At 65.8% G+C, this 26,896-nt stretch carries 31 protein-coding genes and 1 other RNA gene; 17 read left to right on the top strand and 15 right to left on the bottom strand.

The window, feature by feature from the left end; genetic code table 11:
* Window positions 1–106 precede the first annotated feature (106 nt).
* On the top strand, window positions 107–1,213 hold the full coding sequence (locus ACT6QU_RS08430; protein ID WP_444564115.1) for an acyltransferase family protein: 1,107 nt from the start codon (window positions 107–109) through the stop codon (window positions 1,211–1,213).
* Window positions 1,214–1,266: 53 nt separating this feature from the next.
* Here the strand turns inward: ACT6QU_RS08430 and ACT6QU_RS08435 are convergent, their stop codons facing one another.
* From ACT6QU_RS08435 to ACT6QU_RS08445, 3 genes are all read right to left on the bottom strand, one after another.
* Window positions 1,267–1,884, bottom strand: a complete 618-nt coding sequence (locus ACT6QU_RS08435; RefSeq protein ID WP_444564114.1) for a ribonuclease D — start codon at window positions 1,882–1,884, stop codon at window positions 1,267–1,269.
* A gap of 5 nt (window positions 1,885–1,889) precedes the next feature.
* Window positions 1,890–3,281, bottom strand: coding sequence for a M20/M25/M40 family metallo-hydrolase (locus tag ACT6QU_RS08440; protein ID WP_444564113.1), 1,392 nt, complete (start codon window positions 3,279–3,281; stop codon window positions 1,890–1,892).
* A gap of 204 nt (window positions 3,282–3,485) precedes the next feature.
* Window positions 3,486–4,106: a L,D-transpeptidase gene (locus tag ACT6QU_RS08445; RefSeq protein WP_444564112.1), complete on the bottom strand. Its 621-nt coding sequence runs from the start codon at window positions 4,104–4,106 to the stop codon at window positions 3,486–3,488.
* Between the two features lie 204 nt (window positions 4,107–4,310).
* On the opposite strand from ACT6QU_RS08445, the gene ACT6QU_RS08450 reads away from it, so the two are divergent.
* Window positions 4,311–4,814, top strand: coding sequence for an MmcB family DNA repair protein (locus ACT6QU_RS08450; protein ID WP_444564111.1), 504 nt, complete (start codon window positions 4,311–4,313; stop codon window positions 4,812–4,814).
* Window positions 4,815–4,845: 31 nt separating this feature from the next.
* Here ACT6QU_RS08450 and ACT6QU_RS08455 read toward each other — a convergent pair whose 3' ends face one another.
* Window positions 4,846–5,130, bottom strand: a complete 285-nt coding sequence (locus ACT6QU_RS08455) for a SelT/SelW/SelH family protein (RefSeq protein ID WP_444564110.1) — start codon at window positions 5,128–5,130, stop codon at window positions 4,846–4,848.
* Window positions 5,130–5,879, bottom strand: a complete 750-nt coding sequence (locus tag ACT6QU_RS08460; RefSeq protein ID WP_444564109.1) for a YebC/PmpR family DNA-binding transcriptional regulator — start codon at window positions 5,877–5,879, stop codon at window positions 5,130–5,132. The genes ACT6QU_RS08455 and ACT6QU_RS08460 overlap by 1 nt, the downstream gene beginning before the upstream one ends.
* Before the next feature lie 153 nt (window positions 5,880–6,032).
* Between ACT6QU_RS08460 and ACT6QU_RS08465 the strand changes: the two genes are divergently transcribed.
* A complete protein-coding gene (locus ACT6QU_RS08465) occupies window positions 6,033–6,824 on the top strand; it encodes an MBL fold metallo-hydrolase (RefSeq protein ID WP_444564108.1) in 792 nt (263 codons plus the stop codon).
* An 18-nt stretch (window positions 6,825–6,842) separates the two neighbouring features.
* On the opposite strand, the gene ACT6QU_RS08470 is transcribed toward ACT6QU_RS08465, so the two are convergent.
* From ACT6QU_RS08470 to ssrS, 4 genes are all read right to left on the bottom strand, one after another.
* Complete coding sequence (locus tag ACT6QU_RS08470) at window positions 6,843–7,622, bottom strand: TerC family protein (RefSeq protein ID WP_024586946.1); 780 nt, start codon at window positions 7,620–7,622, stop codon at window positions 6,843–6,845.
* A gap of 114 nt (window positions 7,623–7,736) precedes the next feature.
* A complete protein-coding gene (locus ACT6QU_RS08475; RefSeq protein ID WP_024586947.1) occupies window positions 7,737–8,561 on the bottom strand; it encodes a TIGR00282 family metallophosphoesterase in 825 nt (274 codons plus the stop codon).
* 7 nt (window positions 8,562–8,568) lie between these two features.
* Complete coding sequence (locus ACT6QU_RS08480) at window positions 8,569–9,150, bottom strand: 5-formyltetrahydrofolate cyclo-ligase (RefSeq protein WP_444564107.1); 582 nt, start codon at window positions 9,148–9,150, stop codon at window positions 8,569–8,571.
* A gap of 102 nt (window positions 9,151–9,252) precedes the next feature.
* Window positions 9,253–9,410, bottom strand: a non-coding RNA gene (ssrS, locus tag ACT6QU_RS08485) — 6S RNA.
* 380 nt (window positions 9,411–9,790) lie between these two features.
* On the opposite strand from ssrS, the gene ACT6QU_RS08490 reads away from it, so the two are divergent.
* Window positions 9,791–10,060 carry a hypothetical protein gene (locus ACT6QU_RS08490; protein WP_444564106.1) on the top strand — a complete coding sequence of 90 codons (270 nt, stop codon included), beginning with the start codon at window positions 9,791–9,793 and terminating at the stop codon, window positions 10,058–10,060.
* A gap of 128 nt (window positions 10,061–10,188) precedes the next feature.
* Window positions 10,189–11,028: an AAA family ATPase gene (locus ACT6QU_RS08495; RefSeq protein WP_444564105.1), complete on the top strand. Its 840-nt coding sequence runs from the start codon at window positions 10,189–10,191 to the stop codon at window positions 11,026–11,028.
* A gap of 52 nt (window positions 11,029–11,080) precedes the next feature.
* Here ACT6QU_RS08495 and ACT6QU_RS08500 read toward each other — a convergent pair whose 3' ends face one another.
* The 3 genes from ACT6QU_RS08500 to ACT6QU_RS08510 form a co-directional block, all read right to left on the bottom strand.
* Window positions 11,081–11,542, bottom strand: a complete 462-nt coding sequence (locus tag ACT6QU_RS08500) for a hypothetical protein (protein WP_444564104.1) — start codon at window positions 11,540–11,542, stop codon at window positions 11,081–11,083.
* Window positions 11,543–11,608: 66 nt separating this feature from the next.
* The gene (locus ACT6QU_RS08505) at window positions 11,609–12,679 is read right to left on the bottom strand and encodes a TraB/GumN family protein (protein WP_444564103.1); all 1,071 of its coding nucleotides are present in this window, start codon (window positions 12,677–12,679) and stop codon (window positions 11,609–11,611) included.
* A 34-nt stretch (window positions 12,680–12,713) separates the two neighbouring features.
* Window positions 12,714–13,664 carry a tyrosine recombinase XerC gene (locus ACT6QU_RS08510; protein WP_444564102.1) on the bottom strand — a complete coding sequence of 317 codons (951 nt, stop codon included), beginning with the start codon at window positions 13,662–13,664 and terminating at the stop codon, window positions 12,714–12,716.
* A 78-nt stretch (window positions 13,665–13,742) separates the two neighbouring features.
* Here ACT6QU_RS08510 and rimM point away from each other — a divergent pair, with 78 nt between their 5' ends.
* The 6 genes from rimM to ACT6QU_RS08540 all read left to right on the top strand — a co-directional run bounded on the left by rimM (window position 13,743) and on the right by ACT6QU_RS08540 (window position 19,260).
* Entirely contained in the window at window positions 13,743–14,282 is a 540-nt protein-coding gene (rimM, locus tag ACT6QU_RS08515; protein WP_444564101.1) for a ribosome maturation factor RimM, read from the top strand.
* Window positions 14,279–14,965, top strand: coding sequence for a tRNA (guanosine(37)-N1)-methyltransferase TrmD (trmD, locus tag ACT6QU_RS08520; protein ID WP_444564100.1), 687 nt, complete (start codon window positions 14,279–14,281; stop codon window positions 14,963–14,965). The genes rimM and trmD overlap by 4 nt, the downstream gene beginning before the upstream one ends.
* Before the next feature lie 203 nt (window positions 14,966–15,168).
* On the top strand, window positions 15,169–15,690 hold the full coding sequence (gene rplS / locus ACT6QU_RS08525; protein WP_444564099.1) for a 50S ribosomal protein L19: 522 nt from the start codon (window positions 15,169–15,171) through the stop codon (window positions 15,688–15,690).
* A 117-nt stretch (window positions 15,691–15,807) separates the two neighbouring features.
* Window positions 15,808–16,311, top strand: coding sequence for an MgtC/SapB family protein (locus ACT6QU_RS08530; RefSeq protein WP_252926817.1), 504 nt, complete (start codon window positions 15,808–15,810; stop codon window positions 16,309–16,311).
* 225 nt (window positions 16,312–16,536) lie between these two features.
* Window positions 16,537–17,949: a 3-isopropylmalate dehydratase large subunit gene (gene leuC, locus ACT6QU_RS08535; protein WP_444564098.1), complete on the top strand. Its 1,413-nt coding sequence runs from the start codon at window positions 16,537–16,539 to the stop codon at window positions 17,947–17,949.
* Between the two features lie 102 nt (window positions 17,950–18,051).
* Entirely contained in the window at window positions 18,052–19,260 is a 1,209-nt protein-coding gene (locus ACT6QU_RS08540; protein WP_444836869.1) for a GGDEF domain-containing protein, read from the top strand.
* On the opposite strand, the gene ACT6QU_RS08545 is transcribed toward ACT6QU_RS08540, so the two are convergent.
* The 3 genes from ACT6QU_RS08545 to ACT6QU_RS08555 form a co-directional block, all read right to left on the bottom strand.
* Entirely contained in the window at window positions 19,254–20,084 is an 831-nt protein-coding gene (locus ACT6QU_RS08545; protein WP_444564096.1) for a hypothetical protein, read from the bottom strand. The genes ACT6QU_RS08540 and ACT6QU_RS08545 overlap by 7 nt on opposite strands.
* On the bottom strand, window positions 20,081–21,418 hold the full coding sequence (locus tag ACT6QU_RS08550) for a hypothetical protein (protein WP_444564095.1): 1,338 nt from the start codon (window positions 21,416–21,418) through the stop codon (window positions 20,081–20,083). Before ACT6QU_RS08550 ends, ACT6QU_RS08545 begins: the two co-directional genes overlap by 4 nt.
* A gap of 88 nt (window positions 21,419–21,506) precedes the next feature.
* Window positions 21,507–21,869: a hypothetical protein gene (locus tag ACT6QU_RS08555; RefSeq protein WP_444564094.1), complete on the bottom strand. Its 363-nt coding sequence runs from the start codon at window positions 21,867–21,869 to the stop codon at window positions 21,507–21,509.
* 151 nt (window positions 21,870–22,020) lie between these two features.
* Between ACT6QU_RS08555 and ACT6QU_RS08560 the strand changes: the two genes are divergently transcribed.
* The 6 genes from ACT6QU_RS08560 to msrA all read left to right on the top strand — a co-directional run bounded on the left by ACT6QU_RS08560 (window position 22,021) and on the right by msrA (window position 26,832).
* The gene (locus tag ACT6QU_RS08560) at window positions 22,021–22,350 is read left to right on the top strand and encodes a hypothetical protein (RefSeq protein WP_444564093.1); all 330 of its coding nucleotides are present in this window, start codon (window positions 22,021–22,023) and stop codon (window positions 22,348–22,350) included.
* 203 nt (window positions 22,351–22,553) lie between these two features.
* Window positions 22,554–22,964 carry a succinate dehydrogenase, cytochrome b556 subunit gene (gene sdhC / locus ACT6QU_RS08565; protein WP_024586965.1) on the top strand — a complete coding sequence of 137 codons (411 nt, stop codon included), beginning with the start codon at window positions 22,554–22,556 and terminating at the stop codon, window positions 22,962–22,964.
* A 2-nt stretch (window positions 22,965–22,966) separates the two neighbouring features.
* A complete protein-coding gene (gene sdhD / locus ACT6QU_RS08570; RefSeq protein ID WP_444564092.1) occupies window positions 22,967–23,350 on the top strand; it encodes a succinate dehydrogenase, hydrophobic membrane anchor protein in 384 nt (127 codons plus the stop codon).
* A gap of 24 nt (window positions 23,351–23,374) precedes the next feature.
* On the top strand, window positions 23,375–25,201 hold the full coding sequence (gene sdhA, locus ACT6QU_RS08575; protein ID WP_444564144.1) for a succinate dehydrogenase flavoprotein subunit: 1,827 nt from the start codon (window positions 23,375–23,377) through the stop codon (window positions 25,199–25,201).
* Window positions 25,202–25,212: 11 nt separating this feature from the next.
* Window positions 25,213–25,992 (top strand): succinate dehydrogenase iron-sulfur subunit, encoded by a 780-nt coding sequence (locus ACT6QU_RS08580; RefSeq protein WP_024586969.1) that lies wholly within the window; start codon window positions 25,213–25,215, stop codon window positions 25,990–25,992.
* Window positions 25,993–26,229: 237 nt separating this feature from the next.
* Entirely contained in the window at window positions 26,230–26,832 is a 603-nt protein-coding gene (gene msrA / locus ACT6QU_RS08585; RefSeq protein ID WP_444564091.1) for a peptide-methionine (S)-S-oxide reductase MsrA, read from the top strand.
* Window positions 26,833–26,896: the final 64 nt, after the last annotated feature.

Here is a 26,896-nt window from a genome sequence, read left to right on the forward strand (position 1 = left end):
CAGCTTTCGTTAAGGTTTCGGCCGGGTTTTAACCCCGCATTAACACATCGGCGAACTTATCCGCGTATTGCTCTGGACAAAGCCTCATCGTTCGGAGTGAACGCAAGTGCAGACCGCCAACCGAGCAGCATTCGCCGATCGCGTCGGCTGGGTCGATGCCGCCAAGGGCATCTGCATCGTCTTCGTCGTGATGATGCATTCGACGCTCGGCGTCGGCAAGGCGATGCACGATCATGGCTGGCTACACTATGTCGTCGAGTTCGCTCGGCCGTTCCGGATGCCCGATTTCTTCCTGATTTCCGGCCTCTTCCTCGGCCTCGTCATCGACCGGCCCTGGATGCGCTTTCTCGACCGCAAGGTCGTCCATTTCGTCTATTTCTACGTGCTCTGGCTGACCATCCAGTTCGCCTTCAAAGCGCCGGGGATCGCGATGGAGGAGGGCGCCGCAGCGCCGCTGCACCACTATCTTCTGGCCTTCGTCGAGCCCTTCGGAACGCTCTGGTTCATCTACATCCTGCCGATCTTCTTCGTCGTCACTCGCCTCGTGAAGAACCTGCCGGTGGCGCTCGTTTTCGCCGCTGCGGCGGCGCTGGAAATCCTGCCGATCGAGACCGGGTGGATGTTGGCCGACGAGTTCGCCTCGCGCTTCGTCTACTTCTTCGCCGGCTACGCCTTCGCCGCCAACATCTTCCGCATCGCCGCCTGGCTGCAGGCCCGGCCGGTCGTGGCGCTGGCGATTCTGGCGCTGTGGGCGCCGGTCAATGGCTGGCTGGTCTTCACCCCTGCGCCGGCGCATCTGGCGCATCTCCTGACGGCGGAGATCGACCAGTCCGGCGCGACGCACGGCCTTGCCGAATTGCCCTTCGTCTCGCTCATCCTCGGCCTTGCCGGCGCGCTGGCGGTGGTCGCGGTCGCGGCGCTGGTCGCCGAAAGACCGTGGAGCCGCTGGCTTTCCTGGCTCGGCGCGCATTCGATCGTGATCTACCTCGCCTTTTTCCTGCCGATGGCGATTTCGCGCGCGGTGCTGATCCGCACCGGGCTCGACACCGGCACGATCTCCGCCCTCGTCACCGTCGCCGGCATCGTCGGTCCGGTCATGCTCTACGGCCTGATCCAGATGACGGGCTACGGCCGCTTCCTGTTCGAGCGGCCCGACTGGGCGCGGATCGACGGCCGGCGCGGCGCGGAAGGCCGCATGGTCGCGGCGGAGTAAGTTTCTGATCTTTCGCAAGAAAAAGGCGAGCCGCGCGGCTCGCCTTTTTCGTTTCAGCTATGCGCGAAGATGTCTTCTTCCGGCCAGCCCATCAGATCGAGCTTGGCCCGCGTCGGCAGGAAGGTGAAGCACGCTTCGGCCTCTGCCATCCGGTTCTCGCGGCGCAGGCGCTCCAGCAGCTTTTCGCGCAACTGGTGAAGATAGAGAACGTCCGAGGCGGCGTAGTCGAGTTGCTCGGGCGAAAGCTGCGTCGCGCCCCAGTCGGAGGATTGCTGCTGCTTCGACAGGGAGATGCCGAGCAACTCGTTGCAGACGTCCTTGAGGCCGTGGCGATCCGTATAGGTGCGCGTCAGGCGCGAGGCGATCTTGGTGCAGAAGACCTGTTCGGCCAGGGCGCCGAAGGCGTTGTAGAGAACCGCGATGTCGAAACGGCCATAGTGGAAGAGCTTGGTCTTCTGCGAATCATTGATGAGCGCGACGATGTTCGGCGCCTCTTTCTGTCCGGGCGCGATCTGCACCACGTCGGCCGTGCCGTCGCCCGGCGAAAGCTGGACGACGCAGAGCCGGTCGCGATGGGGATTGAGGCCCAGCGTCTCGGTGTCGATGGCGACGGCGAGACCGCGATAATTGTCGAGATTGGGCAAATCGCCCTTATGGAAGCGAACGGTCATCGAGTTCAAGCCTTGGAAAGAGCGTCGAGGATGCGCGCCCAGGAGCGCTGGCCCTTGGCGAATGAGGTGAGGTTGTATTTCTCGTTCGGCGAGTGGATGCGGTCGTCGTCGAGGCCGAAGCCGACGAGCAGCGATTCCATGCCGAGCATGCGCTTGAAGTCGCCGACGATCGGGATCGACCCGCCCATCGCGATCATCACCGCCGGCTTGTTCCACTCTTCGGTCAGCGCGGTCTGCGCCTTGACCAAGAAGGGCGCATCGTAGCCGAGATTGATGGCGGGCGAGCCGCCATGCGGATGGAACTCCACCGAGCAGTCGGACGGAATCCGATCCTCGACGAACTTGCGGAACGCGGCGCGGATGGCGACTGGGTCCTGGCTGCCGACGAGGCGGAAGGAGACCTTGGCGGAGGCCTCGGCCGCGATCACCGTCTTGAAGCCCTTGCCCGTATAGCCGCCGGAAATGCCGTTGAACTCGGCCGTCGGCCGCGCCCAGACCAGTTCGAGCACATGGCGGCCCTTTTCGCCCGAAGGCTCGGACAGGCCAATCGGCCCGAGGAACGTCTCGGCCGTCTCGCCGAGGCCCTTCCACGATTCGAGAATCTGGCTCGGCGTCTCTTCGACCCCGTCATAGAAGGCGGGAATGGTGATGCGGCCGGTTTCGTCATGCATGTCGGCGAGGATCTTCGCCAGGATGCGGATCGGGTTGGCTGCGGCGCCGCCATAGGAGCCGGAGTGAAGGTCGCGATCGGCGGCCTTGACCGTGATCTCCTCGCCGACGAGGCCGCGCAGCGCGGTCGAGATGGCGGGCGTCTCGGCGTCCCACATGCCCGTGTCGCAGACCAGCGCAAAATCGGCGGTCAGTTCCTTGGCGTTGGCTTCGAGGAACGGTTTCAGCGAAGGCGAGCCGGATTCTTCCTCGCCTTCGAACAGGATGGTGATCTCGCAGGGCAGTTCGCCATGGACGGCCTTGTAGGCGCGGCAGGCTTCGACGAAGGTCATCAACTGGCCCTTGTCGTCGGCCGAGCCGCGGCCGGTGATGACCTTGACGCCGTCCAGCTCGACGATCTTCGCCTCGAACGGATCGGCGTTCCAGAGCTCGACCGGATCGACCGGCTGGACGTCGTAATGGCCGTAGAAGAGGACATGCGGCGAAGTCTTGCCGGCGGGGCCTGCGTGGTGGGCGACGACCATCGGCCGGCCCGCCGTCGGGCGCACCGAGGCTTCGAAGCCGATCGACTGCAGGTCGGCGACCAGCCATTCGGCGGCGCGACGGCACTCGGCGGCATAGGAATCGTCGGTCGAGATGGACGGGATCGCGATCAGGTCCACGAGGCGCTCGACGCTGGCGTCGAGCTCGGCGTCGAGGCGGGAAAGGACGGGGGAAATATCGGACATGGGCAGGCCTTTCGATTCAATCGGGCCGGACCCTAGTCGGTTTGGCGCGGGGCGGGAAGCGGGAAGGCGTTGAGCCAGAAGGTTCGGCAGGAGATGACCGCGCGCCGCAGGCATGGGGCGCTGGTCGATGCCGCGAAAACAAAAAAGCCGGGCGTTGCGGCCCGGCTTTCCTGATGGCGGTGTCCTGTTGCCTGGACGGTTCGCCTAAAGAACGATGACCTTGGCGCCGTTTTCGGCGCGATTGTAGAGGTCGATGATGTCCTGGTTGATGAGCCGGATGCAGCCCGACGACATCGCATGGCCGATCGATGCCCATTCGGGCGTGCCGTGCAGCCGGTAGCCGGTATCGCCGCCCGAATTGAAGAGGTAGAGCGCGCGGGCGCCGAGCGGATTGTCGAGCCCGCCGGGCTGGCCGCCCCGCCATTTGGCGAGTTCCGGCTGGCGCTTGATCATGGCGGCGGGTGGCGTCCAGCGCGGCCATTCGCGCTTCATGGCGATGCGCGCGGTGCCCTTCCACTCGAAGCCTTCGCGGCCGACGCCGATGCCGTAGCGCATCGCCTTGCCGTCTTCGAGGACGAGATGGAGGTGCTTGGCATTCGTATCGACGATGATCGTGCCGGGCTTCTCGTCCGTCTGGTACTTGACGATCTGCCGCTGATACTGGCGCGGCAGCTTCGACAGCGGCACGGCGGGGACCTGATAGCCCGCATCGCGCACGGAGGCGTAATTGTCGCTGAAGACGCGCCCGCCAAGGTCGGTCGAGCAGCCGGCAAGGCCAAGGCCGGCGAGAACTGTCAGGGCGACTGCGAATTTCGAGGCGTTCATCGACGGGCGATCCCAAAGGCCGCAAGCCGACCTTTCTTCGGTCACGATTTATTCGCGCCGGACATGCTCTGCCAAGATAAAAACGGTTGAATGAGCAGTTGCGAGCGCATTGGCACCTCCCGCTGCGGCAAAAGCGCAACAATTCGCACCCGCTTCCTTTGCGAAACTCTTTGCCGCGCGAGCGAATCCTGCGAAAATCGTGTCATGCCGATCGTCTCTCCTGTCTCCATCAATCCGCTCGCGGACGGGCGCCAGTCCGACCGCGCCCTGCTCGTGCGTCGCGGCGTCCAGCGGCTTTTCGCCCAGATGGGCGCATCCGTCCTGCCGGAACTGTGCCTTCCGACCGGGCGCCGGGCCGATCTCGTCGCCCTGACCGCCAAGGGCGATATCTGGATCGTCGAGATCAAGACGTCGATCGAGGATTTCAGGGTCGACCGCAAATGGCCCGAATACAGGCTCCATTCCGACCGGCTCTTCTTCGCCACCCATCCCGGCGTGCCGGCCGACATCTTCCCCGAAGAGTGCGGCTTCATCCTGTCGGACGGATACGGAGCCGAGATCATGCGCGAGGCGCCGGAGCACCGGCTGTCGGCACCGTTGCGCAAATCGCTGACCTTGCGGATCGCGCGCGCCGCCGCGGCGCGGATCACGGCGGCCGAGATCGCCGGCGTGCCGGTGCCGCTGCTCGAGCCAAGGGACGAATGCTGAAGGGCCTTGCCCCGATCGTAGGCGGAAGCGGCTAGCGGTCCGAATGGCCGAGATCGCGCTGCGGCCATGCCACGTCGCGCACGCGCTGCTTTAGCACCTTGGCCTCGGGAAACCCGCCATCTTCCTTGCGGTCCCAGATGGTCTGCCCGTCGAGCGTGACGACAAAGATGCCGCCGGTGCCTGGCATGAGGGCGACTTCGCTCAGATCCTGACCGAAGGTGGAGAGGAGTTCCTGCGCCATCCAGGCCGCGCGCAGCATCCAGTTGCACTGGGTGCAATAGGTGATGGCGATGCGCGGCCGGGGAGCGTCGGTCATCAGGCGGCGGAGAGCTTCGCCATCGTGGCCTCGTCGACCTCGAAATTGGCATAGACGTTCTGCACGTCGTCATCGTCGTCGAGCGTGGCGACGAGCTTCAGGATCGACTGCGCCCTTTCCTCGTCGACCGGCGTGCCCGTCTGCGGGCGCCAGATCGCCTTGACCGATTCGGCCTCGCCGAGCGCTGCTTCGAGCGCGGAGGTGACGTCGCCGATATCCTCGAAGGCGCAATAGATCGTGTGGCCGTCCTCGTCCGACTGGACGTCCTCGGCGCCCGCCTCGATAGCCGCTTCCATCACCTTGTCGGCGTCGCCGACCTCGAGCTTGTAGACGATCTCGCCGACGCGATCGAACATGAAGGCGACCGAGCCGGTTTCGCCCATCGCGCCGCCGGACTTGGTGAAGGCTGCGCGCACATTGGAGGCCGTGCGGTTGCGGTTGTCGGTCAAGGCCTCGACGATGACGGCGACGCCGCCGGGGCCGTAGCCCTCGTAGCGCACTTCCGCATAGTCGTCGCCTTCGCCGCCGGCGGCCTTGTTGATGGCGCGCTGGATGTTGTCCTTGGGCATGGACTGGGCCTTGGCGTTCTGGACGGCAAGACGCAGGCGCGGGTTCATCGCGGGGTCGGGCGCACCCATCTTGGCGGCGACGGTGATCTCGCGCGCGAGCTTGGAAAACATCTTGGAGCGCACCGCATCCTGGCGGCCCTTGCGGTGCATGATGTTCTTGAACTGTGAATGGCCGGCCATGGCACCCCTGTCGATCGTTCGGCTGAGTGGAAATTTGGCCGGGTTATAATGAAAACCGCCATGGGCGTCCAGAAGCCTGGCCTCGCGCAATCGTGACCCCGGGGCGTTCATGCGGCGGTTACGCTGCGGCAGACTTCGCCCGGAGCCCTGCCCATGAAACTTCTGCTCGCCGCCGCTCTCTTCATTTTTGTTGGCCTTCCAGCCGCCGCGCAGGACGCGCCCGTGCCCAGCCAGTGCCTGGCGATCGCCAAAGCCGTCCCGAACGTCGTCTACGCGAATTTCACGCCGGTCCAGGCCGAGGCGGAAACCATCACGATCACCTATGCCGGGCATTCGACCTACATCATCGAGACGCCTGGCGGGGTCCGGATCGCGACCGACTTCTCGGGCGCCTACGGGGCCGATCCGCTGCCCGATATCGTCACCATGAACAAGGCGCACGGCACCCATTTCACGCTCAACCCCGACCCGCGCATCGCCCATGTCCTGCCGGGCTGGGGTGAGGAGGGCCCGGCGCGGCATGCGCTGGTGGTCGACGACGTCTATGTCCGCAACGTGCCGACCGACATCATGCGCTGGGGTGCGACGGAGGAGGGCGGCAACTCCATCTTCATCTTCGAGGTCGCGGGGCTGTGCATCGGGCATCTGGGCCATCTGCACCACGCGCTCGCGCCCGAGCATTACGGCGCGATCGGCCGGCTCGACGTGGTGATGGTGCCGATCGATGGCGGCATGACGCTGTCGCTTGGTGACGTGTCGGAGATCACGGCGCGGCTGCAATCCTCGATCGTCCTGCCGATGCACCGCTTCTCGACGCCGATCTCCACCTTCGCGGCGATGATCGGCGAGACTTTCGAGGTCGAGTATCGCGACAGCCGGTCCTTCGACGTGTCGCTTCGCTCGCTGCCGAGGCGTCCGACCGTGCTCATCCTCGAAGGAGTTTGAGCACGGCCGATTCTGGCCTCAGTGCGTGGGCGTGACGGTGTCCGCGGCGGGCGGCATGGACTTCGCCTTCCTGCGCCGGGCCAGCATGTTGAGCGCCTCGACCAGCGCCGAGAAGCCCATCGCGGCGTAGATGTAGCCCTTGGGCACGTGGAAGCCCATGCCTTCGGCGATCAGAGTCATGCCGATCATCAGCAGGAACGCCAGCGCCAGCATGACGATGGTCGGGTTCTTGCCGATGAAGTTGGCGAGCGGCGTCGCGGCGATCAGCATCACGGCAACCGTGATGATGACGGCGATGTACATGATCGCGATGTGCTCGGTCATGCCGACGGCGGTGATGATGGAATCGACCGAGAAGACGAGGTCGAGCAGCAGGATCTGGAAGATCGCCCCGCCCATCGTGACCGTCGCCGTGCGCGAGACCATGTCCTCCTTGTGGTCGACCGGGTCGACCGTGTGGTGGATTTCCTTGGTCGCCTTCCAGACGAGGAACAGGCCGCCGACCAGAAGGATGATGTCCTTCCAGGAGAATGGCTCGCCGAAGAGGGTGAAGACCGGCTGTGTCAACTGGACGATGAAGGCGACCGTGCCGAGCAGGATCAGGCGCATGACGAGCGCCGCGCCGATGCCGAGCCGGCGGGCGCGCTCGCGCTGGTGCTCGGGCAGCTTGTTGGAGAGGATCGAGATGAAGATGAGGTTGTCGATGCCGAGCACGACTTCCAATGCGATGAGGGTGGCGAGTGCCACCCAGGCGGTGGGGTCACCGGTCCAGTCGAAGTAGCCGAGAAGCCATTCCATTGTCGTGATTCCAGCCGCAAAGGATCGGGTGCGGGTGCCCTGATGTCGTGAAGCGTTAGGCGCCGGCCAAAGGGCCGTCAACCAACGGTTCGCAACAATGGCGAAACACGCGTTTTAGTTCCAGAAGGCGGGAATGGTTTCTTCGAGCCGCGGCCCGAGACGCAAGGGCGCGATCTTCTCGGCAAGGCCGGTGCGGTCGGAAATCTCGACACTGACGCCGCAGATCGTCGCCGGGCCGGAAGCGGCCTCGAAGCGGCCCTTCGGCACCTTGGACAGGAACCGGTTCAGCGGCTCCTCCTTGTCCATGCCGAGCGAGGAATCGTAGTCGCCGCACATGCCCGCATCGGTGAGATAGCCGGTGCCGCCGTTCAAGATCTGATGGTCGGCGGTCGGGTGGTGGGTGTGGGTGCCGACGACGAGGCTGGCGCGGCCGTCGACGAAATGGCCGAAGCACATCTTTTCCGACGTCGCCTCGGCATGGAAGTCAATCACCACCGCGTCGGCCTGCTCGCCGAGCGGGCAGGCGGCGAGTTCTTCCTCGGCGCATTTGAACGGATCGTCGAGCTCGGGGTGCATGAAGACCCGGCCCATGATGTTGGAGACCAGCACGCGCGCGCCGTTCTTCGCCATGTAGACCCCGGTGCCGCGTCCGGGCGTGCCCTTGGGAAAGTTGGCGGGGCGCAGGAAGCGTTCCTCGTGCGGGGCGAACTGAAGCGCCTCGCGCTGGTCCCAGACGTGGTTGCCGGTGGTCACGACATCGGCGCCGGCATCGAGCGTCAGGCGGAAGATCTCTTCCGTGATGCCGAAGCCGCCGGCCGCGTTTTCGCCATTGACGATGACGAAATCGAGCTTGAAATCGGAGATGAGGCCCGGCAGCCGGTCCCAGACTGCCGTCCGGCCCGTCCGTCCCACCATGTCGCCCAGAAAGAGAAGTCGCATCGCCTCCCTATAGCCCGTTCAAGAAGGGGCGCAACCCGCTTTCCGTCAGGATTTCGGGAAGCTGGACGTCGTGGTCCTGGTCGGGCACGCGCTCCACCTCCTGGCAATCGAAGGCGATAGCGACGAGGCGCGGGGCGTGGCCCTTTGCCTGCAGGCGGTCGATTGCGCGGTCGTAATAGCCCGCGCCATAGCCGATCCGGTGGCCGCGATCGTCGAAGGCGGCGAGCGGGATCAGCATCAGATCGGGATCGAGCTCGGCGGCATCGGGGCCGGGCCCGAACGTGCCGAAGCCCATGTCGACCATCTTCCCGTCACGCACGAGTTCACGAAAGACGATCGTCTGCTTGTCGAGGATGGCGGGCAGGCAAAGCCGTGCGCCGCGTTCGCGCAGGGCGAACATCAGCGGCCGCACGTCGACCTCCGAGCGCATCGGCCAGAAACCCGAGACGACCATGCCCGGCTCGACGCCGAGACGGTCGGCGGCTTCCGCCATGCGCAGCGATGCCTCGATGCGCCATTGCGAATCGAGCCCGTCGCGCCTCGCAAGCGCTTCCTCGCGCAGGGCCTTCTTCAGTTCGCGTGGAGTCATGCTTCGCCCTCCTGTCCATCCCCGATTACAGATCGAAGCGGGGAGACGGAAGGGGAGAAGGCGACATGAAGGTGTCGCGTGCGAGCGAATGGAAGGAGGAAAAAGCGAACCACGACGACCGATGGAGAGGTTGATCCCGGGTGCCTACAACGTAGGTGGGCGCCGTGTGTCCGAACCCACGGGTCCGGCCAGGGACAGCTCCCTAGAGATCAGTAAGGCCCCGAGAATTAAGTTACTCCTGTCGAGAAGCGCAGAACGCCGATCCCAATATAGAGAGAGGCCGCCCGTTTCGCCAGTCGCGTTCACGAGGCGCCGCCGGATTTCGTGACGGCGCGCGTGAGCCGCGTCACGGCGCGGCGACGCGCCGGCGCGCATCCGTCCCGCCTCGTTGTTTTGCCAGTGAATTCGCAACCGCTCATATTCGCATCCAGAGCTAAGTGACCTCGGGCGGAAGGTTCCAGGGGTCCGGTCACGAAGCCGCGATGAAATCGGTGACGGATTGTTCAACGTTGAACACATTGCGACCCCTTAGCCGATTTCCCAAATGCCACTCATCGGACGGCGACATGGCCGCCTCGAATTTCAACGGTCCCAAAAGCGCATCCTCCCAAGGGCGTCGGACCAAACCAGGAGTACTACCATGAACCGCATTCTTCTCGCCTCCGCACTCGTCCTCGGCGTTTCGGGCGCAGCCTTCGCACAGCAGGCTCCCTACTATGCCGGCAATTACGACGGCGCCGTCCTGACCCAGCTCAACGATGCGGTCTCCGGCTCGAACGTCGCCGTGGCGCCTGCTCCGGCCGGCAATTTCGAGACGATCACGACCGCCTCGATCAACGACATGTCGAGCGCCCCGGCAACCGCGATGGACAACGTCTACAATGCCTGGCAGGTCGGTTCGGGCCGCTAAAGCCCGATCGAACGACGCTTCAAAGCCCCGTTGCGCACCTGCGCAGCGGGGCTTTTTTCATGGCTGGTTCTTGCGCCGCCGAAAAGCCCTCCCTACTGTCCGCCCCTGTTTGAAAACGGAGTTCGCGGATGCGTTTCGAAGGAACATCGTCCTATGTCGCCGACAAGGATCTGATGGTTGCGGTCAATGCGGCGATCGCGCTGGAACGACCGCTGCTTGTCAAGGGCGAGCCGGGCACCGGCAAGACCGAACTCGCCAAGCAGATCGCGGCATCTCTCGGGCTCGACCTCCTCGAATGGCACGTCAAATCGACGACCAAGGCGCAGCAGGGCCTCTATGAATATGACGCCGTCTCGCGCCTGCGCGACAGCCAGCTCGGCGACGAGCGGTTCAACGACATCCGCAACTACATCAAGCGCGGAAAATTGTGGGAAGCCTTCGCGACCGACCGCAAGGTCGTGCTCCTGATCGACGAGATCGACAAGGCCGACATCGAGTTTCCGAACGACCTTCTGCAGGAACTCGACAAGATGGAATTCTATGTCTACGAGACCGGCGAAACGGTGCGGGCCGTGCACCGGCCGATCGTCATCATCACCTCGAACAACGAGAAAGAACTGCCGGACGCGTTTTTGCGCCGCTGCTTCTTCCACTATATCCGCTTCCCCGACGCCGAGACGTTGTCGAAGATCGTCGACGTCCACTATCCGGGCATCAAGCAGGAACTGGTGCGCTCGGCGCTGACGCAGTTCTATGAGGTGCGCGAGGTGCCGGGGCTGAAGAAGAAGCCGTCGACCTCCGAGGCGCTGGACTGGATCAGGCTGCTCGTCGCCGACGATGTCGACCCCGCCGACCTTCGGGCCGATCCGAAGAACGCGCTTCCGAAGCTGCACGGTGCGCTGTTGAAGAACGAGCAGGACGTGCACCTGTTCGAAAAGCTCGCCTTCATGGCGCGCCGGCAGGGGTGACGCACGAAAAAGCCCCGCTGCAAGAGCGGGGCTTGATCGGTGTGGGCCGCTGTTATTCGGCCGGTTCGGTGGCCGGAGCCTCGTCGGCAGGGGCCGGAGCGGTGTCTTCGGCAGCCGGAGCGGCCGGGGCCGTGTCAGCCGGAGCCGTCGTTGCCGGAGCTTCAGCCGCCGGAGCCGGGGCGGTCGCGTCGCCGGCGGGTGCCGGTGCCGTCGCGGCGGGCTCCTCGACGGCCGCGCCGCCGGGATCGACCGCAGTATCCGCGCCGGGCGACCAGTTCATGAACACCAGGAGCGCAACGACGATCGCAGCGGCGACGACGCCGATTACGAGCGCATTGGAGCCACCGCCCGAGCGGCCGGTATTGTCGACGACGACCGTATCGGAAGGCCGCGCCGCGCCCGTTGCCGGGTCGACATAGCGGGGATCGTTGGCTGCATAGCGGGGGTCCGCCGGATCGGCGGGGTTCAGCGGATCATGCGCGATGGGATCGCGGTTACGCAGGGGGTCGGCCATGGTTCAGGCTCCTCAAGATGACTTATCGGAACCTAAACGTTCACAAGAGCGTGCAGTTCCCGCGGCTCAATCGCCGGAGGGGAGCGGGGTGGCGGAATAGCCGGCTTCCTGAAGAAGCGCGACGACGCCATCCTCGCCGGGAAGGTGCAGCGCGCCGATGGCGACGAAGGCGCCGCCGGCGTCGAGGAGAGGCTGCATGCGCTCCGTCATCGTCCGGTTGCGGTCGACGATCACCGACTGCTCGAAGCCGGCAATGGCGATCCCGTCCGAGGCGTCGCCAGGCAGGGCGGCCTGGAAGAAGGGCCAGAACAGCCCCGGCTCACCGCGCGCGTGGATGACGACCATCGTCTCGATAACGTCATCGATCGTCTCGCCCAGCGCGATCGTCTCGACGAGGGCGCGCATGTGGAAATCGAGCGGCAGGGCGGCCATCGCACCAAGCTGCTCCGCCGTCGTCTCCAGCCCCTCGATCTCGATTCCCGCCGCCTTGGCGCGGGTGGCAAGCGCGACGTCGAGGATTTCGGCGCCGGCGGATTTGCGCGCGAGTTCGCAGGTCGGCAGCGTCGCCATCGCGGCGATCATCCACGGCTTCATCTTGTCGACGGCGCCCAGCGAAAGGCCGCGCTCGTTCATGGCTGCCTCGATGCGCTCGCGATCGGCCTCTTCGAGGAGCGAGGACAATGTGGTCGCGTCGGTGAACATCATCAGCTCGGGGTGCTCGGCCATCGTCGCCATGATCGCGGCGGGGTCGAGGATGTCGGTCGTCTCGATGACCAGCGTTTCGGAGACGTCGAAGGCGGCGCTTGCCTTAGCATCGAGTTCGAAGATGCGCGGATCGGTGACGTGCATGGTGCCGTAGAGATGCGAGACGGCGCCGCCGGGCGCCTCGATCTGCCACAGCATGGCCTCGCCGTTGACCGTCGCGGCCGAGGCGTCGAGGAGGCGCGCATAGGCAGCCGGGTCGTCGCGCTCCATGATGGCGAGTAGATCGTCGCCGGTGCACACGGTTTCGGCCCGCGCCATCCATGTTCCGGCGAAAAGGATGAGCGTGAAGCTTGCGAAGGCGAGCGTCGTCAGCGCGGCGAGGAGGCGCAGCGCGGCATCGGCAAGGCGGTCGGGATCGAGGCGCATCAACATGGCCGGAGCCTAGCTGGGATTTGAGGCGAAATCGTTAAGCGGCAGAGCGGCTGCGCGGATGGGCCTTGTCATAGATTTCGAGCAGGCGTGCGGAATCGACGCCGGTATAGATCTGCGTCGTCGCCAGGCTCGCATGGCCAAGCAGTTCCTGGATCGCGCGCAAATCGCCGCCGCGGGCGAGGAGGTGCGTCGCGAAGGAATGGCGCAGCGCGTGCGGCGTCGCGGTTTCGGGCAGGTTGAGTGCGGAGCGCATCTTCTTCATCTCGCGCTGGATGATGGCCGGCGCGAGCGGCCCGCCCTTGGCGCCGCGAAAGAGCGGCTTGGCGGCGTCGAGGTGATAAGGGCAAAGGCGGCGATAGTCTGCGATGGCGGCGAGGGCTGCGGGCAGGACCGGCACGAGCCGCGTCTTGCCGCCCTTGCCGGTGACGCGCAGCACGGTGTCGGCCGTGGTCGAGAGATCGTCGCCGGTGAGGCCGAGCGCTTCGGAAATGCGCAGGCCGCAGGCGTAGAGCAGCGTCAGCACGGCGGCGTTGCGGGCCGCGATCCAGGGTTCTTCGGCAAGCTGGTCGCCTTGCGAGACGACGCGGCGCGCGTCGGATGCCGTCAGCGGCTTGGGCAGCGATTTTGGCTGTTTCGGCGAGCGCAAGGCCGAAGCGCCGGCGGAATTGACGAGGCCGCGACGCTCCAGAAATTTCAACAGCGAGCGGATGCCGGCAAGGCCGCGCCCCAGCGTACGCGCGCCTGCGCCATCGCCGCGCCGTGCAGCCAAATAGGCGCGCAGGTCGGCCGGGCGCAGATCGGCGATGTCGGAAATTGCAGGCGGGGCGCCGAGATGGCCGGTCAGGAACTGGAAAAACTGGCGCGTGTCGCGCTCATAGGCCTCGACCGTCAAGGCGGCGAGACGGCGCTCGACAGCAAGCGATTTCAGCCACGCCGCGCGGGCATCCTGCAGGTCGGGCCGGGCGATGACGAGGAATTCGGACATGACGTCATCTTCACCGTCCAAGGTTGACAGGCGATGAAGGGCGGCGTTTGAAGCTGACTGACACAGGAAGCGAATGAAATGAGCGACGACCAGCGAGTTCTGATGGCGGTGATCGGCGCGCCGCATGGCGTGCGCGGCGAGGTGCGGATCAAGACTTTCACCGGCGATCCGCTGGCGCTCGGCGACTACGGCAAGCTGACCGACGCCAAGGGCGCGGCCTACACGATCGCCAATCTGCGCCCAGCGAAGAATGTCGTCGTCGCGCGCATCAAGGAGATCACGACGCGTGAAGCGGCGGAAGCGGCAAACGGGACGGAGCTCTTCGTTTCGCGAAGCGCGCTGCCGGATGATCTCGGCGAGGACGAGTTCTACCATGCCGACCTGATCGGGCTCGAAGCGGTGGACGAGGCCGGCGCAAGGCTCGGGACGGTCAAGACGATGCACGATTTCGGCGCCGGCGACATCATCGAGCTGACGCTTTCGACGGGCGGCACGGCGATGGTGCCGTTCACCCGCGCGGCGGTGCCGCAGGTTTCGATTGCCGAGCGGCGGATCGTCGTCGACCCGGCGGCGGCAGGCCTGCTGCCCGACGAGGACGAGGACGAAGAGCAGCCGTGACGTTCCGCGCGACGGTCCTGACGCTCTATCCGGAGATGTTTCCCGGCACGCTCGGCCTGTCGCTCGCCGGCCGGGCGCTGGCCGAGGGCACCTGGTCGCTCGACACGGTACAAATCCGCGACTTCGCTACCGACCGCCATCGCACGGTGGACGACACGCCGGCCGGCGGCGGGGCGGGCATGGTGCTGAAGGCGGACATCATCGCCAAGGCCGTCGACCATGCCTCGCCGGAAGGCGACGCCCGGCCGCGCCTCCTGATGAGCCCGCGCGGAAAGCCGCTGACGCAGGCGCGCGTGCGTAACCTCGCCGCCGGGCCGGGTGCGGTGATCCTCTGCGGCCGGTTCGAAGGCGTCGATCAGCGCGTGATCGACGCGCGCGGCCTCGAGGAGGTCTCGATCGGCGACTACGTATTGTCGGGCGGGGAGATCGCCGCGCAGGTGCTGCTCGACGCCGTCGTGCGGCTTCTGCCGGGCGTCATGGGCAACTTGGCGTCGGGCGAGGAGGAAAGCTTCGAGAGCGGCATGCTGGAGCATCCGCACTATACGCGTCCGGCCGAGTTCGAGGGCATGGCGATCCCGGAGGTCTTGACCTCTGGAAATCACAAGAAGATCGCCGAATGGCGGCGGGCGCAGGCGCTGGAACTGACGCGGGCACGACGGCCGGACCTCTTGGGCGAAAAATGACGCGGCGGGCGTGACAATCGCGCCAAAGCCATGTATGAGCGCGTCGCTGAGCCCGGATTGCGTGTCCGGACCCGTCAAGAATTACTGACCACCGCTCCTGCTTCCGGCCTTGGCCGGTTCGCATAGCCTGCCGGTCCATCGAGACTGAGAAGGCGAGTGCCGAGCGCTCTGGCTGTTCGAAGAATAAGAAGAGGTTTAGTCCGATGGACATCATTCGTCAGCTCGAGGCCGAACAGGCCGCCAAGATTGAAGAGAAGCGCAAGCTCCCCGAATTCCAGCCGGGCGATACCGTCCGCGTGCTGGTCCGCGTCACGGAAGGCACGCGCACCCGCGTGCAGGCCTATGAGGGCGTCTGCATCGCCCGCTCCGGCGCCGGCCTCAACGAGAACTTCACCGTCCGCAAGATCTCCTATGGCGAAGGCGTGGAGCGTGTGTTCCCGGTCTATTCGCCGATGGTCGAGGGCGTCGAGATCGTCCGCCGCGGCAAGGTGCGTCGCGCCAAGCTCTATTACCTGCGCGATCGTCGCGGCAAGTCGGCCCGCATCGTCGAGAACACGAGCGTTCGCGCCCGCAAGCTCAACGACGCCGAGCGCGAAGCCGCCAATGCAGAGAAGGCCCGTATCGAGGCCGAGAAGGTCGCCGCCGCACAGGCGCTCGCCGCCGAGAAGGCCGCAGCCGACAAGGAAGCCGCCGACAAGGCCGCTGCCGAGGCCGACAACGCATAAGTTTCCTGCCTTTCGGGCAGATCGAGAAGGGCGCGGGTTTCCGCGCCCTTTTTCGTTTTGCGGCCGGAAAAACCCGGCTATGGATGACGACGCCGTCAACCGGACAACGACACACGCATGAGCGACATTCTCGCCGATTTCGGCCATCCGACCTACCTGCCCTTTGGCGTCATCACGGCCCGGCTGCTCGTCGCCGCGCTGTTCGGGGCGATGATCGGCTTCGAGCGCGAATGGCGCGACCATCCGGCGGGCCTGCGCACGCATATGCTCGTTTCGCTCGCGGCAGCATCCTTCGCGATCCTCGGCATCGAGATCGTGCATTCCTCGCAGTTCGATGCGGATGCCTCGCGTCTCGATCCGCTGCGCCTGATCGAGGCGGTGACGGCGGGCGTCGCCTTCCTGGCGGCCGGCACGATCATCTTCGCGCGCGGCAAGGTGAAGGGCCTGACGACCGGCGCGGGGCTCTGGCTCTCCGGCGCGATCGGGCTCGCGGCCGGGCTCGGCTTCTGGCAGGTGGCCGCGCTGGCGACCGTGCTCGCCATCATCGTGCTCGGCGCGATGCACGTTCTGGAAAAGAAGGTCGGGCGCATCGACGGCAGGGACGGCCCGCCCGACGACTGAGACGGACAGATTGAAGGCCGGCCGAAAGGCTGGTAATGAAACGGTCCATGGAAAAGCTCTTCGGGAACCCGGCCTATAAGAGGTTCGTGCTGCAGGATCGCAAGCGCCTGCCGTCCCGTTTCTTCGCCCGGTTTTCCGGCGCGACGGCGAGCCTCGCGCGCTAGGCGCGCACCCCCGCCTTTCGCCATTTTCCGACTGCTTCTTCGACCGAACGGATTCCACGCCATGAGCGCACCGCGTACACTCTACGACAAGATCTTCGACGACCACGTCGTCGACCGCCAGGATGACGGCACCTGCCTCCTCTATATCGACCGCCATCTCGTGCATGAGGTGACCAGCCCGCAGGCCTTCGAAGGGCTGCGCATGGCCGGCCGCAAGGTGCGCCATCCCGAGCGCACGCTGGCCGTCGTCGATCACAACGTGCCGACCTCGCCCGACCGCAAGCTCGGCATCAACCGGAACGAGGAAAGCCGCATCCAGATCGAGGCGCTGGCGAAGAACGCGGCCGATTTCGGCGTCGAATATTACGACGCCGCCGACATCCGCCAAGGCATCGTCCACATCATCGGGCCGGAGCAGGGCTTTACCCTGCCGGGCATGACGATCGTCTGCGGCGACAGCCACACCTCGACCCATGGCGCGTTCGGCGCGCTCGCCCACGGCATTGGCACCTCAGAGGTCGAGCACGTGCTCGCCACGCAAACGCTGATCCAGAAGAAGGCGAAGAACATGCTGGTGCGCGTCGACGGGCAACTGCCCCAAGGCGTCACCGCCAAGGACATCATCCTCGCCATCATCGGCGAGATCGGCACCGCTGGCGGCACCGGCTACGTCATCGAATATGCCGGCGAGGCGATCCGCGCGCTGTCGATGGAAGGGCGCATGACGATCTGCAACATGTCGATCGAAGGCGGCGCCCGCGCCGGCCTGATCGCGCCCGACGAGACCACCTTCGCCTATGTGAAGGACAAGCCGCGCGCGCCGAAGGGCAAGGCGTGGGAGATGGCGCTCGACTACTGGAAGACGCTGAACTCGGACAAGGGCGCGCATTACGACAAGGTCGTCGTGCTCGACGCAGCCAACCTGCCGCCGATCGTCTCCTGGGGCTCCTCGCCCGAGGACGTGGTCTCGGTGATGGGCGAAGTGCCGGACCCGGCCGCGATCACGGACGAGAACAAGCGCACCTCCAAGCAGCGCGCGCTCGACTATATGGGCCTGAAGCCGGGCACCAGGATCACCGACATCGCCATCGACCGCGTCTTCATCGGCTCGTGCACCAATGGCCGGATCGAGGATCTGCGTGCGGCCGCCGCCGTCATCGAAGGACGCAAGGTCGCGGCGACCGTCGACGCCATGGTCGTTCCGGGCTCGGGGCTCGTGAAGCAGCAGGCGGAAGAAGAAGGTCTCGACAGGATCTTCATCGAAGCCGGCTTCGACTGGCGCGAGCCGGGCTGCTCCATGTGCCTGGCGATGAACGACGACCGCCTCAAGCCGCAGGAACGCTGCGCTTCGACCTCGAACCGCAATTTCGAAGGTCGGCAGGGCTTCAAGGGCCGCACCCATCTCGTCTCGCCGGCCATGGCTGCGGCGGCTGCGATCGCGGGTCATTTCGTCGACATCCGCGAGTGGAAATAGGGTGCAGAACCGGGTCGAAACGTCGCCTGACGCTGCGCCCGGTTAACGGCTTGTTCGGCTTTCGCGCCTAGCTTCGGCGAAGGTTGGGTGGGGCCGGCGGTCTTGGATTCATCTTTGTTCATTGCGCTGATCATACCGACGCTCAGCGGTATCTTCTCGGCGGCGCTTTTCCTGCTCGCACGGCATCAGGCGGACCGCGTCGTCGAACGCGCGGCCTGGTCCTATGCCGGCTTCGCCATCGGCATGTCGCTCCAGTATTTCGAGCCGTTCGGTTTCGAACTGTCGCGGTTCTTGTCGAACGCGATCTTCCTTGGAAGCATGGTGCTTTTGTCGACCGCGCTGATGGCGCGGCATGGCAGGCGCGCGCCGTTGGGCGCGATGTGCGCAATCACGGCAATCTCGCTGACAGTGCTCGCCGCCGGTCTCGTCGGAGAGCCGAACCTTGCGCTGCGGGTCGCGGCGGCCAGCCTTGGGTTCGCCGCCGTTTCTGCATTGCTGGCGTATAAATTATGGCGGGCCGGCGCGCAGACGCTCGTCGATCGACTTCTGCTCGGATCGGTCGCTTTCATTTCAGCCGGATCGGTCATCCGGCCGGCAGTGATCTACCTGCTGCAGGGTGGGCTCGGCACCGAACAACTGTTCTTCCAGTCGCTCTACTGGCTGTCGCTGGTCCTGTCTGCGGTGTTCTTCCTGTCGGTCATCGCGCTGACGCTCATTTCCTCCGCCTCGCTCGATACGATCGAGGCGCTGCGAACCGAGGCGGGCACCGACATGCTGTCGGGCGTGCTCAACCGGCGCGGCTTCGAGCAGGGTGCGATCCGGCTCATCCGCAAGGCCGAGCGGCAGGGCCAGCCGGTCTCGCTGGTTCTGGCCGATCTCGATCATTTCAAGCAGGTCAACGACCATTTCGGCCATGCCTGTGGCGACGCGGCGATCCGTCAGTTCGCCGCGTGCCTTGCTGCGCGGGCGGGAGCGGATGCGGTGGTCGGCCGGATGGGCGGAGAGGAATTCGCCATTTTGGCGAGCGGCACGACCGCCCAGGCGGGACGGTTGATGGCGGAGGGCATGCGGATGGGATTGTCCGTCTGCGAACTCGACTTCATGCCCGCCGGCAGGCGGCTGACCGCCAGCTTCGGCGTCGCGCAGCGCGTGCCGTCCGACACGCTCGCCAGCCTGATCGACCGTGCCGACCAGGCGCTCTACGCGGCCAAGGCGGCAGGTCGCGACCGCGTTCGCGTGTCAGCGGAAGCCGAAGAGGAGCGCGACGGCGACGAGGTGGCGGCGCCCCTTCGCGCCGGCCATCGTCACTGAAGACGAGCCATCGGCCCGGTCGATGTGACGAGCTTGTAGCCGGCCATTTCCTCGGCCGACAGATAGTAGAGCGCGCGCGGCGGCGTATCGAGCGCGTGCAGCCACATGGCCGGATCGACGCCCATTTCCGACAGATAGCGCGAGATGCGCGCGGCGGTGACCTGCGCGTCCGACATCGCCTGCTCGGGCCCGGGCAGGCTGGACGTGCCGGCATAGAACTGATGCAGGCCGATCGCAGCCTTGTCGCCGACCGTGCGGGTGGTGCCGCCGGCGAAGACCAGCGGGCAGGACGAGGCGCACAGCGCGCCGTCCGGCACGAGGGTCGCCAGATCGCGCTCGCGGATCATGCGCGCCATCGCCATCGCATCCTCGAGCGAGCCGCCGGGCGAGTTGAGCGAGACGGTCTGGACATATTCGCCGCGCGCATCGAGTTCGGCGGCAAGGCGCGCAGAGGAGCCGACATCGATCGAGCCGGTCGCGGCAAGGACGCCGCCGGGCTTCAGCTCGAACCGGACGGCATCCTTCAGAAGCGTCTCGTCGGTCTGGACGTTCTCGCGCGGGTCCTGCGAGCCGGAAGACGAACCATCGGTCTCGACCGCGGGTGGCAGGATCGGCTCGGTGACGTGCACGGACGCCTGGTCGGACGGCCACAACCCGCCGGCCTGTTGGCGCAGTTCATAGAGGTCGAAGGCGAGGACGCCGACGACGCCGGCGAGCATCGCGCCAAAGGTGAAGCGCATGACGTTGCCGTCGTCGACGCGATCGACGAGCCGGGCGAAGCGGCCCTGCGGTGCGGTGTTGGAATGGTGCGCGTGGTCGGTCATGGCTCGAACCGCTTGCGTTCGTTGAGGGAAAGGGGCGTGACGTTTTCGTTCGTCGCCGGCTGCGCGGACGGCGCTGCGGGTGTCTTGGATATGTCCGGCTCGGGCTCCAAAACAGGAGCCGGCTGGCGTGCGGCGCGGGCGGCTGCGAGCGTCTCGTGCAGTTCGATCGAGCGCAGCATGTCGGCGGCGGTGATGCGGTCGGCGTCTGTGAGGCCGTCCTCATTGCGACGTAGCGCCGCCATCACCACCGCCATGACGGCGACGAAGACGCCCGGCAAAAGATCGATCGAGATCGCACCGGCCCAACTCGGCAGGAAGCTCGTCGCGTAGACGAGGACGGCCTCCGCCGAGGAGAGCGGCACGAAGCGGCGTTCGTCGACGCGGGGCTGGGCGAGGATTTCGTTGGCGGCTTCCGAGAGCGCGGCGGACTGCGCGGCAACGGAGGCGCGCACGGTTTCCATGACGGTGGACTGGCGGCCGGCAAGCTCCGCATCGGCGCCGCTCGTCACCGGGGCGATGAAGCCCATCGACAGATCCTGCGCGGCGCGGGCGACCGAGGGCGCGATCGAGGTCTGTTCGAGCGAGGCGATGACGCCGGACAGCGCCACCGTTTCCTGCGCGAACTCGTTGGCGCGCGGCTCGACCGGGCCTGCGGCGGAGACGAGCTGGCGCATCGCCGTCAGGTGAAGCTGGCCTTCCTCGAACAGCGTCTGCACGCGTTCGCGCGAGCCTTCGATCGTCGCCTGCAGCTCGTTCATCTGCGCCGACATCTGCGTCAGGAGCTGGACGACGCTGCCCGAGCCCGACGTGCCGGTGAGCGCGCCGGACGCGCGCTCGTCTTCGGCGAGACGGGCGAAGCGCTCCTGCGCGCGCTGAATGTCGGGCAAGAGCGAGAGCGCGCCGAGCGCGTTCGAATGCGCCTGGTCGAGGTCGGCGGTGTATTCCTGCTGGGTCGTCGCCAGATGCTGCTCGACGGCGGCGGAGCCGGCGAGTGCGGCGGCATTCAGCCAGGACGACATGGCGATGATCATCACCGAGCCGACGATCATGATCAGGAAGAGCGCGATGCGTGAGGCGCCGTCGCGCATCTCGGGAACGAAGCGGATCAGATAGGTCCAGAAACCGTAGATGCCGACCGAGACGGCGACGGAATAGATGATCGCGCCGAGGAAGACGAGCGTCGCCGAACCGTCGAGCAGGCCGCGCACGCCCAGATAGGTGTAGACGCCGCTCGCCAGCGCCAGCGTCGCCAGGACGAAGCGCGTCATCGTCTGCAGCGAGGCGATGTGGTTGCGCAGGCGGCTCGCGGATGCCGATGTCGAATGGTTACTCATTTCTTAACCTCTTCATTCGCAAAGGCAAAAGAAAGGTGTCGAAATGTGGACGCGCGCCCGCGCGCCGGCATCACGAGGATGTGTGCGCTCAGCGGCAAAGCGCGTCCGCCGGGGTCGGCACGACATGGTCCGGCAGGCCGTACATGTAGCTGCGGCCGTGGAGGAGGACGGCGCCGAACTCGCAGTCGCGATAGGGGCGAAGTTGCAGGCGCTGGCCGCCATGATAGGCGACGCGCGGCGCGTCGGTCTCGTGGTAGGAGCCGGTCGCGCGATAGCCCGATGCCGCTTCGCCCGCGCCGACGACGATGCGCTTGTAGCCGGCAGGCGAGTAGATAACGAGATTGCCGAAACTGTCGGCATGGACCTGGTCCTGGTAGAGGCTGCCGGCAGTGGCGGCCGATGCCGTGGCGGCGAAGAGCGCGGCGGTGAGGGCGTATGCGAGCGTGTTCATCACGGTCCTCCGGAACGGGGCTTGCGGCATGTTAAGACAAGTTAACGCTTTCTTAACCCTTGTCACCCGAAACGGGGCGCTTGCCCGCGCGTCTTTCTGCGGACATGGTTAATGCCGGACCGTCGCAGACGCGCCTTGAACAAGGACACGCATGAAACGCATCCACATTCCGCTGGCCTTGGCGGGCGTCCTCGTCGCCTCCGGCTGCGTCGCCGATCTCGACGATGTCGCGACCGGCTCGGTGCCCGCACAGCCGCCGCTCGCGACCTATGCCTGCGAGGACGGGAGCCAGCTCAAGGTGGCGGCAGCCGGATCGTCGGTCGTGGTCGATGCGCAGGGCGAGGAGGAGCCGGTCGCGCTGCCCGCAAGCCCGCCCAATCAGCTCTACCGATTCGCCGAAGGGCTCTACTCGCTGGTGGTCGAAAACGGCGAGGCGCTGTGGATGAAAAACGGCGAGGGCGCGCTCGCCTGCCGCACCTGACCAAACATTTCAGCGGTTAATCGATTGAAGCGGCGAGGGGGCGCTTTTCATTTGCGGCCTCACCGCTAAATGGGCGCTGGTCCAGCGTTTTCCGGCTTTGACGCATTGCAAAAACCGCATTAGAAAGCGCCCAACACTTCACGTCGCAGTCCGGCGACGGCATGACGCATAAAGGGTCCGTGCCGCCGTCGAACGGGGGAGCCATGAGCAAGACCACAGCCACCCGTGCGAGACCCCTGTCTCCGCATCTCCAGATCTACAAGCCGATCCCGACGATGATGATGTCGATCATCCATCGCATCACCGGCTGCGCGCTCTATTTCGGAACACTGCTGGTCGCGATCTGGCTGATGGCCGCTTCCGGCACGCCGGAAACCTTCGCCCGCGTGCAGGCGATCTACGGTTCGTGGCTCGGGCTGGTCGTTCTGTTCGGCTTCACCTGGGTTCTCGTCCACCACATGCTCGGCGGCATCCGCCACCTCGTCATGGATACGGGCAGCGAAGCGGCGCTCGGCAAGGATCAATCGAGACGGGCAGCCGTTGCGATGCCGATCATCTCGATCGTGCTGACGATCCTCGTCTGGATCGTCGCCATCATGGCGCGGGGAGCCTGAACATGAGCGACATGCGCACTCCGCTCGGCCGCGTCCGCGGCCTCGGTTCGGCCCGCGAGGGCACGATCCATTTCTGGCGCCAGCGCCTCACCGCCATCGCCAACGTGCCGCTCGTCCTGTTCATGGTCGGGCTGATGGTGGCGCTCGTGGGCGCGCCCTACGAGGAAGTCCGCGCGACGCTCGCCAACCCGTTCGTGACGCTGGTGGTGATCCTGTTCCTCGTTTCGGTGCTCTATCACATGAAGCTCGGCATGCAGATCGTCATCGAGGATTACGTGCATGGCGAAGGCGCGAAGGTGGCGCTGATCGCGCTCAACATCTTCTTCCCGCTCGTCATCGGCGTCGCCTCTGTCTTCGCCCTTCTCAAAATCGCATTCGGAGGCTGATCCGTGGCCGACGCTGAAACCAGAATGAACGCCTCGCGGCCCGCCAGCGACAGCTACACCTATGTCGACCACAAATATGACGTCGTGGTCGTCGGCGCCGGCGGCGCGGGCCTGCGCGCCACGCTCGGCATGGCCGAGCAGGGACTGAAGACGGCCTGCATCACCAAGGTCTTCCCGACCCGTTCGCACACGGTCGCGGCGCAGGGCGGCATCGCCGCCTCGCTGCAGAACATGGGCGCGGATTCGTGGCAGTGGCACATGTACGACACCGTCAAGGGGTCGGACTGGCTCGGCGATGTCGACGCAATGGAATATCTGGCGCGCGAAGCCCCCGCTGCCGTCTACGAGCTCGAGCATTACGGCGTGCCGTTCAGCCGCACCGAAGAGGGCAAGATCTACCAACGCCCGTTCGGCGGCCACATGCAGAATTTCGGCGACGGCCCGCCCGTCCAGCGCACCTGCGCTGCCGCCGACCGCACCGGCCACGCCATTTTGCACACGCTCTACGGCCAGTCGGTCAAGAACAACGCGCAGTTCTTCATCGAGTATTTCGCGCTCGACCTCATCATGACCGATGGCGTGTGCACCGGCGTCGTCGCCTGGAACCTCGACGACGGCACGATCCACCGCTTCTCCGCCAAGATGGTGGTGCTGGCGACGGGCGGCTATGGCCGCGCCTACTTCTCCGCGACGAGTGCCCACACCTGCACCGGCGACGGCAACGGCATGGTCGCGCGTGCCGGCCTGCCCTTGCAGGACATGGAGTTCGTCCAGTTCCACCCGACCGGCATCTATGGCGCGGGCTGCCTCATCACCGAGGGCGTGCGCGGCGAGGGCGGCTATCTCGTCAATTCCGAAGGCGAGCGCTTCATGGAGCGTTATGCGCCGTCGGCGAAAGACCTCGCCTCGCGCGATGTCGTCTCGCGCTGCATGACCATGGAAATCCGCGAGGGCCGCGGCGTCGGCAAGGCGAAGGATCACATCTTCCTGCATCTCGACCATCTCGACCCTGCCGTCATCCACGAGCGCCTGCCGGGCATCGCCGAGAGCGCGCGTATCTTCGCCGGCGTCGACGTGACGCGCGAGCCGATCCCGGTTCTGCCGACGGTCCACTACAATATGGGCGGCATCCCGACCAATTACTGGGGCGAGGTGCTGAACCCGACGGCCGAGAACCCCGATGCGATCGCGCCCGGCCTCATGGCCGTCGGCGAAGCGGCCTGCGCCTCCGTGCACGGCGCCAACCGCCTCGGCTCCAACTCGCTGATCGACCTCGTCGTCTTCGGCCGCGCCGCCGCCATCCGCGCCGGCCAGGTGATCGACCGCGACGCGGCGATCCCGGCGATCAACGTCGCTGCCTGCGACAGGATCATGGAGCGCTTCGACCGTATTCGGAACGCGAACGGCTCGACGCCGACGGCAAAGCTGCGCGACCGGATGCAAAAGGCAATGCAGGATGACGCCGCCGTGTTCCGCACCCAGGAATCGCTGGCCAAGGGCTGCGAGAACATCTCGGCGATCTGGAACGACCTCTCCGACATCAAGGTCACCGACCGCTCGATGATCTGGAACTCGGACCTCGTCGAGACGCTCGAACTCGACAATCTGATGGCCAACGCGATCACCACGGTCTATTCGGCCGAGGCGCGCAAGGAAAGCCGCGGCGCGCATGCCCGCGAGGACTTCTCCGAGCGCGACGACGCCAACTGGCGCAAGCACACGCTCTCCTGGGTCGACGAGGCCGGCAAGGTCCGCCTCGACTACCGCCCGGTCCACACCGAGCCGATGCTGGCATTGGCCGATGGCGGCATCGATCCGGCCAAGATCGCCCCCAAGAAGCGCGTTTACTGAGGAACGGAAGAATGGTCGAAATCACCCTTCCCAAGAATTCGCGGATCAACGAGGGCAAGACCTGGCCGAAGCCGGCCGGTGCCACGAACCTGCGCGAATACAAGATCTACCGCTGGTCGCCGGATGACGACGAGAACCCGCGCACCGACACCTATTATGTCGACATGGACGATTGCGGACCGATGGTCCTCGACGCGCTCCTGTGGATCAAGAACAATGTCGATCCGACGCTGACGCTGCGCCGTTCCTGCCGCGAGGGCATCTGCGGTTCGTGCGCGATGAACATCGACGGCACCAATACGCTTGCCTGCACCAAGGGCGCGGACGAGGTGTCGGGCGTCGTCAAGGTCTATCCGCTGCCGCACATGCCGGTGGTAAAGGATCTCGTGCCGGACCTGACCGTGCCCTATGCGCAGCTCTCGTCGATCCAGCCGTGGCTGCAGACGGTTTCGCCGGAGCCCGCCAAGGAATGGACGCAGAGCCATGAGGACCGCCAGAAGCTCGACGGGCTCTACGAGTGCATCCTGTGCTTCTGCTGCCAGACGTCCTGCCCGTCCTACTGGTGGAACGGCGAGCGCTATCTCGGCCCCGCCGTGCTTTTGCAGGCCTATCGCTGGCTGATCGATAGCCGCGACGAGGCGACTGGCGAGCGGCTCGACAACCTCGAAGACCCGTTCCGCCTCTATCGCTGCCACACGATCATGAACTGCACGCAGGCCTGCCCGAAGGGGCTGAACCCGGCCAAGGCGATCGCGGAGATCAAGAAGATGATGGTGGAACGGCGGGTTTAGCCCGCGCCACCGCGCGTCATCCCGGAAGGGGATCGGCGCGCAGCGGCGAGACCGTATCCGGACCCATTCCGTGACCTTCGACCGCACGGAATGGTTCCCGGCTCTCGCCTCGCTTCGCTCGGACTTCGGCCGGGATGACGCCCGGCATTGGATAGATCACGTCCCCATCCCGCAGCCTTGATTTGAAACTGCCCCGCACGGCGCTACGTTCCTTCGCAACACCCTCGGAGGACGACCATGTTCCGCACTGCCGCGCTTGCGCTCACCCTTGCCTTTACCGCCCTGCCGGCCTCCGCGCAGAACACTGAGCGGGCGATCTTCGCCGGCGGGTGCTTCTGGTGCGTGGAGTCCGATTTCGACAAGGTCGGCGGTGTCATCTCGACGACGTCCGGCTATATCGGCGGGACGAACGAGAATCCGACCTACGAGAACCACACCGCCGCGCGGCACCGCGAGGCGGTCGAGATCGTCTATGACCCGTCGCGGGTCAGTTATGATGCGCTCCTGTCGGCCTTCTTCCGCTCGGTCGATCCGACCGATGCGGGGGGGCAGTTCTGTGATCGGGGCTTCAGCTATTCGACCGCAGTCTATGCGGTCGGCGACGCCCAGCTTGCGGCCGCGCAGGCCGCGAAGACGGAAGCCGCGCAGGCGCTCGGCGGCGTGCAGCTTGCGACCGAAGTAGTGCCCGCGCCGCAGTTCTGGCCGGCCGAGGAATATCATCAGGACTATTACACCAAGAATCCGCTGCGCTACCGCTACTATCGCGGCGCGTGCGGCCGTGACGCGCGGGTGAAAGAGGTCTGGGGCTCGGAAGCGATGGCCGGCATCAAGGGCAGCTAAGCAGGACGCGCCGATATCAGGCCTGAGCGGAATGCAAATGGCAGCTTTCTGCGCTTCCGGTGCT

Origin of the sequence: Aliihoeflea sp., from assembly GCF_052435475.1 — a bacterium.
Taxonomy (GTDB): domain Bacteria; phylum Pseudomonadota; class Alphaproteobacteria; order Rhizobiales; family Rhizobiaceae; genus Aliihoeflea.